Below are 19574 nucleotides of genomic sequence, written 5' to 3'. Positions count from 1 at the left end.
AACTATTATTTACATATGTATGTTAATATATTTACTTTGTATTTATTTGTTATTTGATGTTTTTAAATTTTTATTTAATTTTTATCAATAAACACCTATCAAAATACCTTTAGACATTTGTATATAAATACTAAGCCTTAAATCTTATGATCCAAGGCTTAACTTATATTAATTTATATTTAGTCTTTTAACTTAAGGATTACTGGTAGTAGTAGCATCTGGAGTTGCACTTGGCATACTTGATGCATTACCTGCTTGGTTTCCCGCAGCAGGACTATCAGATTTTCTAAGCATCTTAAAATTATCAGCATATTTACTATTTATAAATTTATTGTAAATTTCATCAACATCAGCACCCTTAAAGCACGATTCTAGATGTGGAATATAATCATTAACATAATCTGCAAATTGTGACTTCAAATCGTCTTTTTTATCCCCTTTAGGCAAATCTTTTAAGAACTTCTCAGTACTCTTTTGTTCTTTAAGAACATCTAAATGAATCTCTACAATTTTTTTAAGCCTATCAACACCTAACTCACCTAACAAAATTTTGAAATCCAACTCACCAGCCTCTTGAACCTCTTCTTCCATATATCTAATTACATCCTGCTCATACTCTAAGAGATCTGCGAATGTCTCTTCAAACCTTATAAATCCTTGGACTCCTTTTAAAAGCAAATTAAAGTAATGAGGATAATAAATCCGCCTTACAACTCCTTGATATATAGAATCAGTATTAGGAGCATGAAACAAGGCTTTTAAAGCCAACGTATACTTATTATTTATGTCATCAAGCTCTTGTTGAAATCTTTCCTTGAATACTAAATCTTCAATATCTTTAATAGCCTTACTAACTTTTGCATAATCTACAGCTCTAAGTTGCTCATATCTTAGATAAGCCTCTATCATTGTCTTTAATTTAACATCACCTAAAGTTCCCAGTAACTTATAAAAGATCTCCAAAGTATATTTATCATAACCTTTATACTTACCAATTTTAGGATCAAGTAATATATCTTTAATCTCATTAAGTGCTAATTGCTCCTCTAATGCAAAATGTAAATATATATATTTATCTTGCAGAACACCTTTAATTTCTCTTTCAAGTAAAGCTATCTGATCATCTACCTGCTTAGCCATTCCAGAAATATAATCATCACTTATAACGCTACCCGGAGCACTCTTACTAAATAACTTTTTCAAATACAACGCATAACTAGCTCTATTATCATTAAGCTTCTTACGCAATTGATCCTTTTCATTAGCGTCATGAAACTCATCTATAGATTTCTCAAAATTTTTCTGAACATTACTAACTCTTAAATAATTCTCTACAATTTTTTTAACTCTAAGAGCACCTAAAGTTTTAAGTAAATCAAAAAACCCCTGCACGGTATATATCTTATAACCTTCAGACTTACCAATATTAGGATCAAGTAATATACCTTGAATCTCGCCAACTGCTACTTGCTCATCAGCTAATAAATTAAATGTATCAAGAAACTGCTTAAGCTCTACACCCTCATCTTTCATATCTTTAACATCAGGCTTTGACACATCAGGCTCTGGCATAGTGGCGTCTGAACTGCAGCCTATTAGTAATAATAATGACATTAACATTAATACCACCAATAAACTGAAATGTTTAACTCTCATCATATAAATATCTCCTTTTTAAACTCAATTAAATCATTAAATACATCATTCAATTAAATAACATTATAAAATTACTATTATAATGTTACTATATTAAAGTAATATCTAACCATTTTAAAAACCACTACTTACGCATCCATTGAGATAATTAACATATTTAATGATTATCTATTTTTAATTTAATAATCAGCAAACAACACATATATTCAATGTAATCCACGGATATACATAAGTAGGAGTCAAGCCTTATACTCTTAACTCCTAAGGCTTACTTTAAAAGGCTTAACCTAATCGATTACCTTATTTTAATATTTATTTTTATTTATTATCCTTAATATGAAGATCACCATCAGCATTACCCACCTCATTTACTGGGGTGAGTTTTAAAGCCTCTTCTTTAATCTTAGTAAAATTACTAGCATATTTACTATTCTTGATTCTATTATAAGGATTACTATCCTGAAAGCACCATTCTAAATGGAGGTCATAATTATAAACATATCTTTCAAATTGCTGTACCAAATCTTCCTTTTCATCCCCTTTAGGAACATTGCCTAAAACTGATTTAGCAGCTTCTTTTTCTTGAAGAACATTTAAATGAAAGGCTATAATCTCGCTAATCGCCTTGGAACCCAAACGACCCAACAATGCCTTAAATTTTAACTTAGAGCGCTCTGTATCATTACTTCTTATATCCTCAATTAAAGCTTGCTCGTCACTTGAAAGCCCTTTATATATATCTTCAAAATTTTTAATGCCTGCAATATCGTCTCTAAAATCACCAAAAAGAGGAATATAATCACCATGCACAACTTCTTGATATATAAAATCAGAGTTAGAGCTATTGAAGATCCTCTTTAAAGTTACCTTGTAAAGGTCATGCTTATCATCAAGTAGTTTTTGCAATTTTTCTCTTAAAACACTATCTTCAATACTATCAATAATGCTCTTAACCTCTGCGTACTTCTCAGCTCTCTTTCTTGCTTCTCTTAGATAAGCTTCTATCATTTCCCTAACTTTAAGAATATCTAGAGTATTTAATAAATCATAAAACTTAGAATCAGTAGATGTCTCATAATCGTAATCCTTAGCAACAGCAGGATTAGTTACTATGCCTTTAATATCATCAATTACATCTTGCTCATTGGCTGAAAGTTGCAGATATACATCCTTATCATTAGCAACACCTCTAACATGCGATCTAAGCTGAGATAGCTGAGCATTTGCATTAGCTATTACTTGAGACATATAAGTATTATTTGCAATCTTAGCATACACATCATCAACACTACGCTCATTAAATAATTCTTTTAAATTCAAATTATAACCATCTTTAATATCATTAAGCTTACTCTGCAAGCTCAATTTTTTCTTATCATCATAAATATTATTTAAAGCTTTCTCAAATGCCTTCTGGACATTACTTTGAATTTTAGAAGCTTCTAAATAACTTTTTATAATGCTTTTAACCCTAAGCTCACCTAAAATATTGATTAAATCATAAAACTGAGAATCAGTATATGTCTTATAATTTTTATCCTTCCCAATATTAGGATTAGTTACTACTCCTTGTATCTTAAGCATTACCTGTCTATCATCATATGATAAACCAAATATATCGAAAACATTATGAAACTTAACTTCACGCTTTTCACTATAAGCCTGCATTCTAATGTTTGATACCATGTCTACGGTATCTTTCTTTAAGTCAGTACTTGAATTACAACTTATTAGTAGCAATAATAATGGCATTAATATTAATACTATTAATAAACTGAGATGTTTAACCTTCATCATATAAATATCTCCTTTTTCAGAATTAAATAAAACATATTATTAAATTAAACCTAATATTAAACTAAATTAATTATTAAATTGACATAGTATTACTTTGTAATATATATTAATATTAACACAAGATCATAAACTTGCTAGCATTATCTAGCATAATTATTAAAGATATTAATAAAATCGATCTTGCTAATAAATTCTTATTATTATGTATGCTTAATACATGTTATTAAATAATAAATTTTATTTATCAAATACTAATCAGTATCTCCTTATACCTTTTGGTATAAAATAAAAGCCTTAAATCCTAAGATTTAAGGCTTACTTTATCTTTGCCATTATTTTCTTTATTATTTCTTTATTATTATTAAGCTTAAGGCTTACACATGGATATCACCTGTGGTATTACCTACTCTATCATTTGGAATGTACCTGTTGAGATTTAATTTCAATATTCCTAATTTAATGCTGCACAAGGCATCAATATGAATTGCAAAGCTTTTACTTGAATCTCACCAAAGTTATTAACATATTTATCATTTATAAATTTACGATATGCATCATCATGACTAAAAGCCCCAAAGCACTCTTTTAAATACGGCTTATACCCTTTATCAAATTGATCAAACCGGGTATTGCAAACCTCTTACATAATTCTCACAATCTGGATGCTTTAAAACTTCTACAATAACTTTAATAGCATTTTCTCTTGCCCTTAGAACATTCAAATGCAAATTTATAATTTCTTTGACCTTAAAATCTTCTAGCTTATTTAATAAATAATAAAACTCAAGATCAGTAGATGTCTTATAATTTTTATCCCCAGCAATACTAGCATCAGTTAATACACCTTTAATCTCATTAATTAGAGCTTGCTAATTACCTACAAGCTGCAAATATACATAATCCTTACCTAAAATATCTCCAAGTTGAGATAGCTAAGTAGTAGCACAAGAGATATAATCACCGCTCATCACCTTTTCATAAATAGAATTTTCATAAATAGAATTAGCAACGCCACCACTAAATAACCCTTTTAAATATAAATCATAATTATCTCCATTGCCATAAAACTTAACTCTTAATCGTTCTCTTTTCTCACCATCATTAACACTATCTATAACCCCATTAAAAGCTTTTTGGAAATTATCAACTTTGAAACAATGTTTTATAATATCCTTAATCTTAAAATTACCTAAAATTTTAAGTAACTTAAAAAACTCTTCTACCTTATATGTTTTGTAACCCTCAGCCTTACCAATATCAGGATTAGTTACTACTTCTTGTATATAATCAACCACTTGCCTCTCACTATCTGTTCAAGCAAATTGCTCAAGTAGCTTATCAATCTGAACCTTTATACTATCTGGTTTAATACCTACCACTTCCTGCATAATATTAGGTTTGTCTTTAAGCTTTTTTGCAACTTCTAAGTTACAACTTATTAATAGAAATAATAATGACTCCAATAATATTAATAATGTTAATAAAGTTAAATATTGTACTCGCATCATACCAAACAATTCTCCTTTTAAAAATCAAAACATTATTTATTATTAAATGATACTTAATATAAAATGATCACATTCTTATATTAAAAGATTATCATTATATCACAATAACCAAAGTCAACATAAAATAAGCCTTAATATATTGCTTTAAGGCTTATTTTTAATAAATATTATTTAACAGTATTATTTAATACTATTAATATTTCTTATCTCTATTATCTCTATTTTTAAATCTTAAAGGTGCCTAAAATTCATCTATAATATCGGCTATGGTACTACTTGGGTCACTTATTGGAATGAGCTTTAAAGCGGCTTCTTGAATATTAGTAAAATTGTCAGCATACCTACTATTAATGACTCTATTATATACTCTATTAGAATCATTACCTTTAAAACACCATCTCAAATGCGCATTGTATTTAATCGCAAAATCATTGAACTTTTCTCGCAATTCTTCTTTGTCATTTCCAGAAGGAAGATTAGATATAACTTCCCTAGCATCTTTGCTTGCCCTTAGAACATTTAAATGAAAATTTATAATGTCTTGAACATCACTAGCACCTAAGTCACCTAACAAAGAGTTAAAACTAAAATCAGAATGCTCTACGATATTATTTCGTATATCATTAAGTAAATTTTGATCACGCTTTGAGAGATTTGCGTACATCTTTTCATAATTTAAAATATTTTGAGCATTTCTTTGGGCACTTTCAAATACAAAACGATATTTACTATGTGCAACTTTGCGATACACATGCTCAGGATCAGAATCAAGATCAGAATCAAGATCAGAATCAAGATCAGAATCAAGATCAGATTTATGGAATAACTCTTTTAAATATACATTGTAGGCATCCTGTGCATTACTTAGCAATTTTTGCAATTCTTCTTCTAATCTTCGATCCTTAACTTTTCCAATCATATCTCTAGTCTTAATATAATCTGCATCCCTAAGTTTTTTACGTTCTAGATGTGCCCGTATCATTTCCTTAACCTTAAGAGTTCCTAGAGAATTTAATAAATCATAAAACTCAAAAGCAGTATAAGTCTTATAACCTGTAGAAGCACCAATAGCAGCATTAGTTATTATTCCTTGTATCTCATCAATTGCTGCTTTCTCACCACCTGCAAGCTGCAAGTATATATACTCCCTACCTAAAGCACTTCTGATCTTCTCTTCAAGTTGAGCTATTTGAATACCCTCCCGAGCAATCATCTGAGCAACATAATTATCAAGCATCATCTCACCAAAAGCACTATTACTAAATAATTTTTTTAAATACAACGCATAACTAGCTCTATTATCATTAAGCTTACTTTGCAAGTCTCCTCTTTCATCCTCACTAAGAATATTATTTAACGAATTCTCAAAATCTTCTTGGAAATTATTAACTTTTAAATAACTCTTTGCAATTTTTTTAACCCTAGACGCACCCAAATTATTTAGTAAGTCATAAAACTCAAGATCAGTATATGTCTTATACCCTGTAGAAGCGCCAATCTCAGGATTAATTAATACACTTCTAATCTCATCAATTACCCTTAGATCCTTATCTGGTAATCCAAACTCGATAAGAAGATTATTAAGTTTAAAATCTATACTCTGACTAGGCTCCTCTACAATATTTACTTCCATATTTTTAACATCACGCTTTCGTGGAATGTTTGGATTACAACTTATTAATATCAATAATAATATTAACGATAGTAACACTAAGACTATTAATAAATTAAACTTTTTTTCCCTTAACATATAAATGTCTCTCCCTTTTAAAACTAAAGTCGACAAATTATTCAATAAATATAATTAATTTATTATTAAGTTATGATCTTAAAAATAATTATATTGCTAAAATATTTTAAAACACGTAAAATACGAAGTTAAGCCCTAAATATTAGATATTTAAGGCTTTATTTATATTTATTATTTCTTTATTTACTATTTTTAAATTTAAAGACTAATCTTAAATATCCCCTGCTACAACAACAAGAGCACCAGTACCACCTTCAGTATCACCATCTACATGTGTAGTAACACTTTGAGTGCCATCACCCCTAGCAGCATCAGTGCCACCTTCAGTATCGCCATCTACAGGAGCAGTAACACGTTGAGTATCATCATCCTTAGCAGCATCATCACCACTTCCAGCAGCATCAGTAATTTCAACTACAGGAGCACCAGTACCACCTTCAGTATCACCATCTACATGTGTAGTAACACCTTGAGTACCATCACCCCTAGCAGCATCAGTGCCACCTTCAGTATCACCATCTACAAGAGCAGTAACACGTTGAGTATCATCATCCTTAGCAGCATCATCACCACTTCCAGCAGCATCAGTACTTTCAACTACAGGAGCACCAGTACCACCTTCAGTATCACCATCTACATGTGTAGTAACACCTTGAGTACCATCACCCCTAGCAGCATCAGTGCCACCTTCAGTATCACCATCTACAGGAGCAGTAACACGTTGAGTATCATCATCCTTAGCAGCATCATCACCACTTCCAGCAGCATCAGTACTTTCAACTACAGGAGCACCAGTACCACCTTCAGTATCACCATCTACATGTGTAGTAACACTTTGAGTACCATCACCCCTAGCAGCATCAGTGCCACCTTCAGTATCACCATCTACAGGAGCAGTAACACTTTGAGTACCATCACCCCTAGCAGCATCAGTACCACGTTCTTTTTCTTCTTGACGTTTTGCCTCTTCTGCTTTACGTTCTGCCTCTTCTTCTGCTGCTTTAAGTCTTGCTTCTTCTGCTTGACGATTTGCTTCTTCTTCAAGTTCTTCTGCCGCACGTTTTGCCGCTGCTTTAAGTCTTGCTTCTTTTGCTTGACGATTTGCTTCTTCTTCAAGTTCTTCTGCCGCACGTTTTGCCGCTGCTTTAAGTCTTGCTTCTTTTGCTTGACGATTTGCTTCTTCTTCAAGTTCTTCTGCCGCACGTTTTGCCGCTGATTCAAGTTCTTTTTCATATAGGCATTTTAAAGCTCTCTCTTTTATATTAACTAATTCATTAATATATTCACTGTTCTTAAAGTTCTCATAAACCTTTTCAGGAGTCTCAGCGCTTAGGTAATCTGTTAAAGTTTTATGATAATTAATGCTACGAAACTCGGTTGACAACTGATTACGTTCCTTCTCGTCTAAGATCTTACTTATAGCTGCTTCTGTAGCCTTCATTTCATCCTCGAAACTTAAATGGAAATTTGCAATGCATTCAATCTGCCTATAAGATAAGTTACTGAGGAAAATAGCAAAATCCACACTCTTATCTTGCGTAGTAGATTGAGATAAAGGCTCAAATATAAAACGTATATAGTTAAGTGCACCTCTTTGCGCAGCTGAGAGACCTTGCTTCATCCCGTCAAACCTAACAATATCCTTAACTCTCTTTTTAATATCAGCAAACATATCCCGATGAACAGTCTCCATCATTTTTTCATACACATACTCAGGATCAGGAATATCATCAAGAACATCGCCATTATCACTAAACTTAGTAAAGACCTGTTTTATCTCTAAACAATCCTCACATTTTTCATCAAATTGTGCTTGTAACTTCCATCTTAAGCCTGTATCACCAATCTTGTTAATAAGATCCTCAATTTCCGTGCAGTGTACCTGACGATTTGCTATGTATTCTCGATAAGTTGTTATAATTTCCTTCAATTTATCATTACCTAAAGCAACCAGTAAACCATCAAACTCTCTATTAGTGTATGTCTTATAATCTTTGACCTTACCAATAGGAGGCTCATCTAATAACATATCCTTAATTTCACTAACTGTTACTTGATCTTGGTCTGAGAGTTGTAAGCCTACATTCACAGGCCTCATAAGATCACTAGATAAATCCTCTCTAAGTTTAGCTATCTGCCCATTTGACTTAGCAATCATTTGAGAAACAAAAGTATCAATTGTAGTTTTACCCTCAATACGATCATTAAATAATTTCTTTACATCCAACAAATAAACAACAATATTAGCATCAAGGTTACTCTTAAGTAGCACTCTATCAGCAACACTTGAAACATTATTTATCTTTTTTGCAAAATCTTTGCGGACATTAGTAAACCTTAAATAACTTCCTATAACTTTCTTAGCCCTAAAATCACCCAAAGCATTTAATAAATCATAAAACTTAGAACCATTATATGTACTATAACCTTTATCTCTTCCAATATCAGGATCGGTTATTACTTTGTACATCTCATTAGTTACATTTATCTCATCACGTGATAATCTAAATTTATTAAAAAGCTCAGCAAGCTTAGCTTGTATAATATCGTTTTCATTCCCGTCTGTAAAGCCTGGCACCTTCTGCGTGATGCCTTCTTTTGATACATTGCTCTGATCGCAACTCGTTACTAACAACAATAGCGACTTCAACAATACTAAAAAGCTATGTCTTTTGACTTTTGCCATATCATATTCTCCTTTTTAAAACTAAGTTACATTTTTAAATTAACATACAATTAACATACATATTTAACAAGTATGTCTTTCTAATTTAATCATCATACTAATCATAAATATTTTATAATTGAATAATTATACTATCACAATACCTTAAAAATCTCCTAATTTTAAAACACGATTACCTACACATAAGCCTACAGACAAGCTAATACATTATAGCTTATATATTATATCTACTTAAATACATCTTGTTTATTTATAAGTATTTGTAAGCACATCCATAGATACAAATATAATATCACAATATTTTAACATCACTTATTTAACATATTTATATACTTATTAATGATATATATATATATATTCTTACTCAAGGAGTACTTCTTGAACATATCAATAGATAGTCATAAAAATAAACTAATAACTTTAAATTTTAATTGAAGGCTTAACTGACATGTAAACTTACATTTGATCATATTTAATATCCATCTTAATCCACAATACCTAATTTGATTATACCTAATTTGAAATTAACTAAAGCATACATAAACATTTCATGTAAAAATTACATGTAGGGAGCATCAAAAATACGTGTTTCAGTTAATGCAAGACGTAAAGCACCATTTTTAATCCAAGTAAACCTTTTAACATACGTACTCTTCATAACTCTATTATATGCCTCATAAGGCTCAAACCCATCAAAACACCATTTTAAATGCAACTCATAACCACGATCAGAATCATTAAATTGTGTTTGCAAATCTCTTTTTGCCATAACATCAGGAGCATTCTCTAAAGCCACTCTAGCAGCTTCTCTTTCTTTAAGAACATTTAAATGAAACGTTATAATATCTTTAAGTTGAGCAACATTTAACCAACTCAACAAAAATCTAAAATTCAAATCCGAATGTCCTACACCACTCTTTTGTATATCTATAATTGCGTCTTTCTGAACATCTGTAAGATTCTTATATAACTCCTCAAACCTTATAATGCCTTTAGCAATTTTGTTAATATTAATAAATCTAGCCGTATAAGGGCCATAACCAACACCTTGACATACATAATTAAGATCAGACTTACTAAGTAATAGCTTGAAGCGTAACTTATAGTCATGCTCTATAGCATCAAGTTGTGCTTGAAGTTCCTCTCTTAATGCTAAATCCTCAACAGTATCAATAACTACCTTTATCTCTTCACAACATTCTTCTCTAAATTCTTTATGATCCAGATAATTTGCCACCATCTCTTTAGTTCTATCAGCACCTAAATCATTCAATAACCCATAAAAATCATAATCAGTATATGTCTTGTAATCCCTTTCACTACCAATATCGGGATCAATTAATATACTCCTAATCTCATCAATTACAGCTTTCTCTTCATCTAATAACCCAAAGCTGTCAAGAAGTTCACTAAATCTAACTTCAATATTCTCCTCAAATTTATCTGAAGTGGGACTTGGGCTACAACTTACTACTAGCAATAATAACAATAATATTAATACTATTAATAAACTGAGATGCCTCCCTATTGTCATATTAATATCTCCTTTTGCAAGTTAAATTGAACCTATTATTAAATAATTTTAATTATAAAATAATTAAAGTATGATCTTGTAATTTAAACTATTATCATAATATTATAACCTTAAAGAATTATTATTTACAGACAATGAATATACCTATTATACATAAGCAATTAGTACATAATTAACTAAAAACTGATAAGTACCTACAATATACTCACAAGGTTTACAAACATAAATTAAAAGTTTTAAATCTTTTAATGTAAGACTTATTCTTATCACTTGTTTTCAAACATTACTTAATACACATATTACTTTCATATATTACTATTAACTAAAGGATTACCAGGAATTAATACATCACAAATTTACATATTTACTTTCTTATCTGAATGCATCACATGATTGCATGATATTTTATTGAATGATATTCAATCATTTGGTTATAAAAATTTAAATAATAATATTTATACTTACATATCTATCTTAATGCTAGCTTAATTCACATTTCTCACACTTTAGATAATCACCAGATAAATCATTAAATAAAATTTATTATCTTAATCTCTACTCTCTTACCCAAAGCTCATTATAATCTTAAACTTATGTTAAACTCATCTATTTTGGGCCAGACATCTTGGATAAACATAATGTAGCTACACAAACTATACATAATGTAATTAATGCCTGATAGATGATTGATATATGTATAATATACACATTATATATAATATAATTAAAGATTAGTTAATTTTAAAATTAAGGAGATATTTTGAAAGCAAACTTATATATCAAATCCATATCTACTATATTTATAACCTTAGGTTTTCTTGCTTGTAATCTACATCGCAAAAAATCTCAAGATGATCAAAGCTTAGATATTAGAAATGACATATGCTCTCCCCTAAATCCAAAACATTACAAAGTTCCTAGAAAACTAAAATACGGATTATTCGATGATTTATTAATACTTAAAGGCGATGAGGGTAAACAGGAAAACTATCATTCAAAGTACTATGTTAAAGAATATGATGTTAATTTCGATCTATTAATGACTCACAAATTTTATAAGATAATAAAACCCAACACGGTTAGTCGAGGGTATCAACACTCTGGAAAATTAAAAAAAATTAAACTATTATTCCCCCAAGAGCTCATGGTTGGTCCTAGAGCCAATAATTTATCTGAACTTGAGGATCATTATGTAGAATGTATAAGCTTGTGCCTACAATTTGAAAGCCAAAATGGGGATATTATAGATATAGTCTTTAGAGCCATTAGAGATGATATAAAGGCATTTGCAAAATCACTAGAGGAAGGTGCAGAAGACATAAAGCAAAAATTCTCAATCGAATTATTCATAAATAAAAAATCTGCATCAGACAAGGGCTATTACTTTTATCAAACAAAAGTACATGATGACTCTCAAGATTTCATAAACAATGAAAGCTCTTATCAAAGCTCTGATGAAATCTTGAGGCTTACAAATAAAACGGGAATAGAAAAGCTTAAAAAAATTGTTAACAAACTATCAAGCTTAGAACATTTAAGAAAATTTATTACAAGCAAGCATTTTTGCGAAAAAGAAATTAAAATAGATTAAATATCAATTAAAAAAATTGAATTTTCTCTAAATTAATCGAATTGTCAAATGCCTATATGGTGTTTGACTTTTATTTTTAATTTTATAACTTACATTATAACTACACATTAATTTATCACAAAAAACACTCTTAAAAAGGCTAAATATACAAAATAATAAATCATAAATAGGGTACTAAATTAAAGAAATTAAAGCCAAGATGTTAAATACATAAAATAATAAAGAGAAGTTCTAAACTTAAAACTCTAGACTTTCAAAATATATTTTGATAATATTGAATCATACTGAGTATAAAAATATATTTAGTATAATTTTAAGATAAAGGATAAAAGATGAAAAAATACATTTTTATGTTTCTACTAACAATGATGATGATTTCTTGTGAATCTTTAGATGAAGAAACTGAGCAGAACGACTATTACCAGGATGGATACAAACGAGACAGCAAATGGTAAAAATTTATGTAAAGATTTACACAGGAAAGCAAAAATACAGCTTAAAAGCTTTAATAGCTCTTAAAAAAGATCACTCTTTTTTATAGATATTATTCTTAAAAGCTTTACACATTGATATAGCCATTAGCAAATAGCTAGTGGTTTAAATTTATTTAAGCAAAATTAATCATAAAAAAATCTCTTAAAATAGTTTTTTAGATCATTATATTACTAATTAGTTGTAAACAAATCTTTTATAGGCCAGATAACTACTTATCTTATCTAAAGATAAGAACAAATTTCTTATAAATCAAAAATTCACAAGATAAAAATTTCAAACATTTAGGGCTTATAAAGAATAAAAAATTATTTTTTAAAAAACTATCAAATTTTTATACTTTTATTATTGCAGATCATTAATTAAAAATGTATAATACAAATACGAAATGGAAATACGAGTATAAGGTTAAAGTGTCGTAAAGTGTATAAAACAATATTATCTTCATTTATTCTCTTAAGGTTCTCACAAGGTACCCTTATAAAACTAGGGTACCCCAGGGAATCTAAATTTAAAAAAATTAAAAAGGCCAAGTATATATTAAAAGACAAGGGATAACTTAAAGTCTAAGTATAACTTGTTCGAGTTTAAAAAGTTAAAGTAATGAAAGATGGAATTTTATTTAAAAATACCAACGAATCTCATTTTTATATTCTTCTCACCTTGGAGACTCTTTAAATTAAAGAGTCTCTTTTTTACTATAGAAAAAAACTAAAATCTAGTATCTTGTTAATATAAACAAAGTTAAACATAAAAATAAGATTAGAAATTTTATAAAAAAAGATTGACTTTTATATTAAAAAATATTTAAATAATGTAAAGGCAAATAAATATTTCGAGACTATACGAAAAAGATGATACTATGAGACCCAAGTTTTAACTTGAGTCTTTTTCTTTATTAGACAAATAATAAAACAACATTATTTTAAATTTTTAACAAAAATGATATAAAAACGTATTATTTTTGCTAAATATGCTATAATCAATTCCTAAGGCAGTTAAAAATGGATATTAAAATAGATAATGAATTTAATCTAATTTTTGATAACGATTTAAAAATAGCAGAAGGCATTGACGAGCAAAAACAAAAATTATTCTTATACCTCAAAACACCCGTTGGTAAGCTTTTTAATAAAGATTATGGGCTTAATTCCAATTTTCTACTAAAACTTTTAAAGATGCAAAAGGAAGAAGATATTAAAACCTTTTTTGCCAATACTTTAAAAAGCCTAAACATCGACATACTAAACATCAAAACAAAAAAAGAAAATAAAAAAATAATATTACAATTCTTCCTAGCCGGAGATACATTAAGCATGGAATACAATTTATGAAAATAATATTTGATCAAGAACTTGGAATTCTTACAAAATCAATAGAAGATATACAAAACGCAAAAAAAGAAATACTTAAAAAAGAATATAATATTTTAATAAAAGAAAATTCAATATTTGACATAATAAATTACCCAAGTTCTGCTATCGATATGGAAATCATTCAAGTTGTAAACGAATTATTTGAGACCCTTAAAGAGGAGGGCACATACTTTAAAAGTTTACAAAAATCTTTAAGCATACCTAAAAGTTCAACTTATGAAGCTATAAAACAAACACTATTAGCAATTCCACATGTAGAGTATGCAAACATCATAAGTTCATCAGGAATAATTAAAATTTATATAATATTTACACCTGAATACATTAAAGATGGAATTATTGATAATGAAACACAAAAAAATATTTGGCAAGCAATATACTATACTGCTCCAAGTGGAACAAAATTCCAAGGAAAAATACAACTTGATTTTTTAAACAACAATGGACAAAAAAAGATATACAAGTTTAGCCTAGGAACAACCAAATACGCATATTTAAAAATATTATACGAAACTGAATCAGAAACACCATACAAAGAAGTAGACGGACAAATAAGAGAAATTTACACAAAAATGATACAAAATAAATACAAAGACATGGGTATTTCGTTTAGGCACCAAGATTTCTTAAATCCTGTAAGTCTAATTCAAGGAATCAAAAAAATGCGAATTGGTATTTGCATAAAAGATGACTTAGAAACCAAAATAACACAAATTAAAGAAAATGAGTTTAATTTTAATACCGATGTTGAAATTCAAGAAAATGCACTGATCTCTTTTGATACAAATTTAAGACTAATAATTGACAGAGAATAAGGTAATGAAAACACTACCACAATTTTTACAAAATACACAGATTGCAAAGATCACACAAAGCGAAATTAGTTTTAAAAAACAACTACTAGGAGAACTTAAAGACCTACGTAACAACTTTAAGACAATTGATATAGAAGAAAATATCAATTCAAGATACATTGCATTGATGATGCTATCACTATTTAATGCATTTCACCTAAAAAAAGGACTAAAAAAAGATCTCATTAATTCGCTTAAAGCATTAATATTTGCAATAAAATCAATAGGCACAGATGAGAGTTTTCATTTACTATTTAAAGCATTTTTGCATGCAAGAGTTGAGGTAAACGTTAATCCAGAAATACCTGGTGAGATTATTATCAAATTGATTGACAATATTAGATCACCTATTAAATTTAAAATAGCTGGTAAAAATAATGGGAAATTAAAAATTATTATAGTTAAACACAAAGGAAAATTTAGAAAACTTGCATCCAATTATATCCCAAAAGACTTTACAAACTCAGTATATGGATTTATTAAATCTTTAATTCCTGCTGGAAGAACTATTAAAATTTTTGACACTTATGATAAAGAAATAAAATAAATTTTTATAGCTGTAGATTAAAATAATAGATTAAAAATAAGGAGGTTATATGGACTATGAAGATGCAACTACAGAAGAAACCATACAAATAAAAGATTTTAACAGAAAAATTAAAGTCAATGCAAACGATCTAATCCCCATTGATGATATTGTGGAAGAAACTTACGCAATTACATATAAAAACTTACTTGAGCAAATTAAAAAAGACACATTCTACGAGGGATTTGATTATTTTAAAAAAGTTATAAGGGAAATAATATCAAAAGAGCTGATAGAATATGAATCTTACATAGAAAAAATGTATTTAAAGATAATCTCCAGGCTAATAGAAGTAAACCCAGAATCACAAAATATTAATTTAAATACTTTAATGCAAAAACTTAAGATAAAAGCACTGGAAGATTTAAATAGAGACGCACTTACTACTAAAGGACACAAAATATCAATCTACAATGAAAGCAAAAAAGAATTCGAATTAATTGAATTTGACACATTAATAAATGACTTAAAAGACTCTTTTATACAAAACGCCCAATTAGAACAAGCTAAAGAGAGCGCAAACAGAACTTTTGTACAAATAGATGATTTTGAGAGAATCTATAAATCAATAAGTAATACTTATCTAAAAAAGAGTAATATCATACAAGAATTCGAAGCAAATGTACCACTTATTACGCAACAACTTCACGATTCTACAGATTATGAACTTCTTGCATACAAGCCATCTCAAAACTTACTAATCAGATTAGCAACAATCTCTTACCTACAAGGAATTCCTGATAATTTTCAATTCTGGGGAGTAAACCCATTATCTGATTCTTTTTACTCTTACAGTGAATTTGCTACAAAAACGTTAATAACAAACATTGTGGGTGGTAGAGTAGAATTAAAATTCCCAAGAAACTTAAAAGGCACTGATCTTTACCTTAACATAATCCTTCATATAAGAGGTACTAGAAAGTCCAGTTATATTGGGACAAAAGATATTGTACTTAGATTTTCAGAAAATCAAAATAAAGAACAAGGTTCACTTTTATATTTTTATAGCGGTTACGAACACAATGTAGTACACCCACTGCTTCAAGGGTGGTATAAATTAGTGTCTGCCATAGAAGACGGTGATTCAAAAAAGGATATTCCAATTCTTCTAAAATTATAGTTTTTGCACATTTTATTTTTGATAAATTTATGTTACCATATAAATATAACAAAAACAAACGGTTTATCTTTCAAATATAAAATAATACATCTAATATACATTTAAAATGGAGGACAACATGAATACAATATTTGACTTCTTAGCAAATATTGCAGAGATAAAACTTATAATAATTGGAGGTATTGTATTGCTCATACTCATACCTTTAACGCTACTCTTAAGACCTGTTATCAATGAAGTAATTAAAATAATTAAGCATTTTCTTGACAAAGAAAATTAAAAATTTAAGGAATAATTTATGTTAAACAAAAACAATATTCATCTAGGAATCATCTTTCTTCAAAATCTAGTAGAATTTTTAGGATATAGTAAAACTCCAAATGATGAAATTTTCAAAACAGGAATACAAAAAGCAATTGACATTTACAAATACATGAATAAGCTTTACCTAGCTTCACTTAAAAAAATGGAACATAAAGAATGCAAACAAATTATCCTAGAACTTGAAACCATACTTAACAAGATCACAAACCTTATTAATGCAATCAAAAGTGATGCTGATCCTGCTTTAATTGAAGAATTACGACTTGAACGCAATACTCTTATGCAAGATAAGACCAAATTTTTTAAAGAAGAACTAGATAAAGAGGATCAAAAATGAACAAAAAATTAATTTTAAGTCTAACTATTTTATTGCAACTCATTATTAGTTGCACCTCCATAGCCTCAGTGCCATCAGAGCCTCAAGAACCTATTGAGGTTACACTTAAGGACTTAAGTATATATGAAGCACAGCTTACAAGCTATGCATTGTACCTCGAAACATTTTTAATAAGAACTAAGCATAAGTTTAAACATCCCAATTTTCCACCATTTACGCTACTAGATCCCAATATTTTAAAATCAGAGCATACAATAGAAGCAATGCAAGACAATATCAAGCACTTAAAACGTTACATAAATAAAACAAAACCTATAGTCATTGATGTATACAAAAAATACAGCAAATTAAAAAAGTAAATTTAAAAAAGTAACCAACATCTTCACCACTTTATAAAAAAGTCCCTATTTGGGACTTTTAAGTTTGTTTAAACTTCCTTAAATTTCTAGCTTTATCATATATCTTGATAAAAAGACACATTTTAGGAAAATTTCAACAAAAAATAAAAAACAAACAAAAAATATTGCAAGACTAAAAAAGAGTCACATGACTTGCCTTAACAAGGCTCGTCCATTTCTAATTAATTTTAAATAAAATTAGTAGCACTTACTTGCTCTTAATATAAGTGTTTATTTTTATAATATAGCAAAAACATAAGTTTGTAAAGTATCTAGACTAGAAATAAAACATAAGAAAAAACGCAATATTTAACCCTATAAAACAACAAATTAATATTTTAATATTTATTTTCATATTTGCTAAAACAAGTATTTACTTTTAAGATGAATTGTATTATTAATTAACTTAAGATTTATAAATACTTATATTAGGAGTAAACAGTGAAAATCAAAAGTATAAAGGGTAAGACCAATAGATACCAATACAACTTAATTGTGCTTATATCCACAATTAATTTCATGAATTTAAAACTCAAGCAATACACACAAAATAACATTTTATATTTTTTCAATGGCAACTTAAGAAGAAACGAGCAAAAAACAGTCAAGATCAAAACATTGCAGAATTATCTGTACGCACTTGAAAAAAAGTTTAAAATTACACTTAACTACTGCAAACACTTAGGTAAAAAGTGCGGAAGTGAAGTTTATTATACTCTACAATATCCAAAGAAAGAATGTCATGCAAAGATAAACTCATATTTCAAGAGCACAAAGCAAGAAAAGATAGACAAGTTTAAAGAAAGAGTTGCTACTTATGAGAGAGAAAATGGGAGTCCAAAATGGGAGTGTATTAATAATATTAATAATAAAAAAGAAGAAGAAATACTCAGCAAATACATAAACAAATGCAATTTCAAAATAGATCTTCCCTTCATCCTATTGAGATCAAACATAGAAAAAGCAGTAAAGATAGAACTTATAAAAGAGATTAAGAAGCACGAGAGGGACCTTGAGGTATTACCAAGCAAGGATTTAGCTTTAATAGGCATAGAACTTGAAAAAGGAAAAATAGGATGCGTTAAGAACTTCTTAGAGAAAAATGGATATTTAAATCAAAAGCTTAAGATCAAAAGTAGTAAGCAAGAGAATAAGATATACAAACTTAAAGAAATATTGTCGACAAAAGAGACAGAACTTAAAAAACAAAATTACGATGAAGCAGTGTTAAAAGAGAAGATTAGTAAAATATATGAAACTTACAAGAAAAAACCTCACTTTATAATAGAACAAGACAAATATGAGGATTTAGATCGTTTAATTAGAAGAATAAAAATCAATACCAAAATTTGCAAAAAGTCGGAAAGCAATGCAAATGATATAAAAAACAACATTTTTAGTATATTATTAGAACAGTTGAGGCATAAAGTAGACATAGGTATATTAATACCGGCTCTGAAAAAGCTTGTCAACACCAAAGATGAATTAAGGTATAGCAAGGTGGTTGATAATACGTATTACTACGAACTGCTTAAGATGATAAAGTGATAACTTAAGCTATACCA

Annotated in this window: 16 protein-coding genes and 1 pseudogene; 9 read left to right on the top strand and 8 right to left on the bottom strand. The window is 28.7% G+C overall.

The features are described from left to right. Positions 1-192 precede the first annotated feature (192 nt). The 8 genes and pseudogenes from bcCo53_RS06195 to bcCo53_RS06165 all read right to left on the bottom strand — a co-directional run bounded on the left by bcCo53_RS06195 (position 193) and on the right by bcCo53_RS06165 (position 10931). The gene (locus tag bcCo53_RS06195; protein WP_025408533.1) at positions 193-1659 is read right to left on the bottom strand and encodes a BTA121 domain-containing protein surface lipoprotein; all 1467 of its coding nucleotides are present in this window, start codon (positions 1657-1659) and stop codon (positions 193-195) included. A gap of 315 nt (positions 1660-1974) precedes the next feature. Then, positions 1975-3453 carry a BTA121 domain-containing protein surface lipoprotein gene (locus tag bcCo53_RS06190; protein WP_155806445.1) on the bottom strand — a complete coding sequence of 493 codons (1479 nt, stop codon included), beginning with the start codon at positions 3451-3453 and terminating at the stop codon, positions 1975-1977. A 617-nt stretch (positions 3454-4070) separates the two neighbouring features. Beyond that, entirely contained in the window at positions 4071-4313 is a 243-nt protein-coding gene (locus tag bcCo53_RS08900; RefSeq protein WP_425387122.1) for a BTA121 domain-containing protein surface lipoprotein, read from the bottom strand. Between the two features lie 72 nt (positions 4314-4385). Beyond that, positions 4386-4751: pseudogene (locus bcCo53_RS06185) on the bottom strand (BTA121 domain-containing protein surface lipoprotein); the annotation flags it as partial. A 15-nt stretch (positions 4752-4766) separates the two neighbouring features. Further along, positions 4767-4961, bottom strand: a complete 195-nt coding sequence (locus bcCo53_RS06180; RefSeq protein WP_025408412.1) for a hypothetical protein — start codon at positions 4959-4961, stop codon at positions 4767-4769. A gap of 241 nt (positions 4962-5202) precedes the next feature. Beyond that, complete coding sequence (locus bcCo53_RS06175; protein WP_155806444.1) at positions 5203-6594, bottom strand: BTA121 domain-containing protein surface lipoprotein; 1392 nt, start codon at positions 6592-6594, stop codon at positions 5203-5205. Positions 6595-6922: 328 nt separating this feature from the next. After that, the gene (locus bcCo53_RS06170; protein ID WP_246938421.1) at positions 6923-9397 is read right to left on the bottom strand and encodes a BTA121 domain-containing protein surface lipoprotein; all 2475 of its coding nucleotides are present in this window, start codon (positions 9395-9397) and stop codon (positions 6923-6925) included. 559 nt (positions 9398-9956) lie between these two features. Continuing rightward, positions 9957-10931 carry a BTA121 domain-containing protein surface lipoprotein gene (locus bcCo53_RS06165; protein WP_025408415.1) on the bottom strand — a complete coding sequence of 325 codons (975 nt, stop codon included), beginning with the start codon at positions 10929-10931 and terminating at the stop codon, positions 9957-9959. Positions 10932-11691: 760 nt separating this feature from the next. Between bcCo53_RS06165 and bcCo53_RS06160 the strand changes: the two genes are divergently transcribed. The 9 genes from bcCo53_RS06160 to bcCo53_RS06120 all read left to right on the top strand — a co-directional run bounded on the left by bcCo53_RS06160 (position 11692) and on the right by bcCo53_RS06120 (position 19557). Beyond that, on the top strand, positions 11692-12522 hold the full coding sequence (locus bcCo53_RS06160; RefSeq protein WP_025408416.1) for a hypothetical protein: 831 nt from the start codon (positions 11692-11694) through the stop codon (positions 12520-12522). A 1496-nt stretch (positions 12523-14018) separates the two neighbouring features. Then, positions 14019-14348 carry a contractile injection system sheath initiator gene (locus bcCo53_RS06155; RefSeq protein WP_025408417.1) on the top strand — a complete coding sequence of 110 codons (330 nt, stop codon included), beginning with the start codon at positions 14019-14021 and terminating at the stop codon, positions 14346-14348. Beyond that, positions 14345-15205, top strand: coding sequence for a DUF276 domain-containing protein (locus bcCo53_RS06150; protein WP_025408418.1), 861 nt, complete (start codon positions 14345-14347; stop codon positions 15203-15205). The genes bcCo53_RS06155 and bcCo53_RS06150 overlap by 4 nt, the downstream gene beginning before the upstream one ends. Continuing rightward, positions 15192-15791, top strand: a complete 600-nt coding sequence (locus tag bcCo53_RS06145; RefSeq protein WP_241766568.1) for a DUF735 family protein — start codon at positions 15192-15194, stop codon at positions 15789-15791. The genes bcCo53_RS06150 and bcCo53_RS06145 overlap by 14 nt, the downstream gene beginning before the upstream one ends. Before the next feature lie 49 nt (positions 15792-15840). Next, positions 15841-16950: a DUF685 domain-containing protein gene (locus tag bcCo53_RS06140; protein WP_025408420.1), complete on the top strand. Its 1110-nt coding sequence runs from the start codon at positions 15841-15843 to the stop codon at positions 16948-16950. Positions 16951-17068: 118 nt separating this feature from the next. Continuing rightward, positions 17069-17230 carry a BlyA family holin gene (locus tag bcCo53_RS06135; protein WP_081725084.1) on the top strand — a complete coding sequence of 54 codons (162 nt, stop codon included), beginning with the start codon at positions 17069-17071 and terminating at the stop codon, positions 17228-17230. Between the two features lie 18 nt (positions 17231-17248). After that, a complete protein-coding gene (locus bcCo53_RS06130) occupies positions 17249-17611 on the top strand; it encodes a BlyB family putative holin accessory protein (protein WP_025408421.1) in 363 nt (120 codons plus the stop codon). After that, entirely contained in the window at positions 17608-17970 is a 363-nt protein-coding gene (locus tag bcCo53_RS06125) for a BBA14 family lipoprotein (RefSeq protein ID WP_025408422.1), read from the top strand. The genes bcCo53_RS06130 and bcCo53_RS06125 overlap by 4 nt, the downstream gene beginning before the upstream one ends. Positions 17971-18450: 480 nt before the next feature. Beyond that, on the top strand, positions 18451-19557 hold the full coding sequence (locus bcCo53_RS06120; RefSeq protein WP_025408423.1) for a plasmid maintenance protein: 1107 nt from the start codon (positions 18451-18453) through the stop codon (positions 19555-19557). Positions 19558-19574 lie beyond the last annotated feature (17 nt).

This window comes from Borrelia coriaceae, assembly GCF_023035295.1.
Classification (GTDB): domain Bacteria; phylum Spirochaetota; class Spirochaetia; order Borreliales; family Borreliaceae; genus Borrelia; species Borrelia coriaceae.
This window is presented reverse-complemented; position numbering and strand designations above follow the sequence as displayed.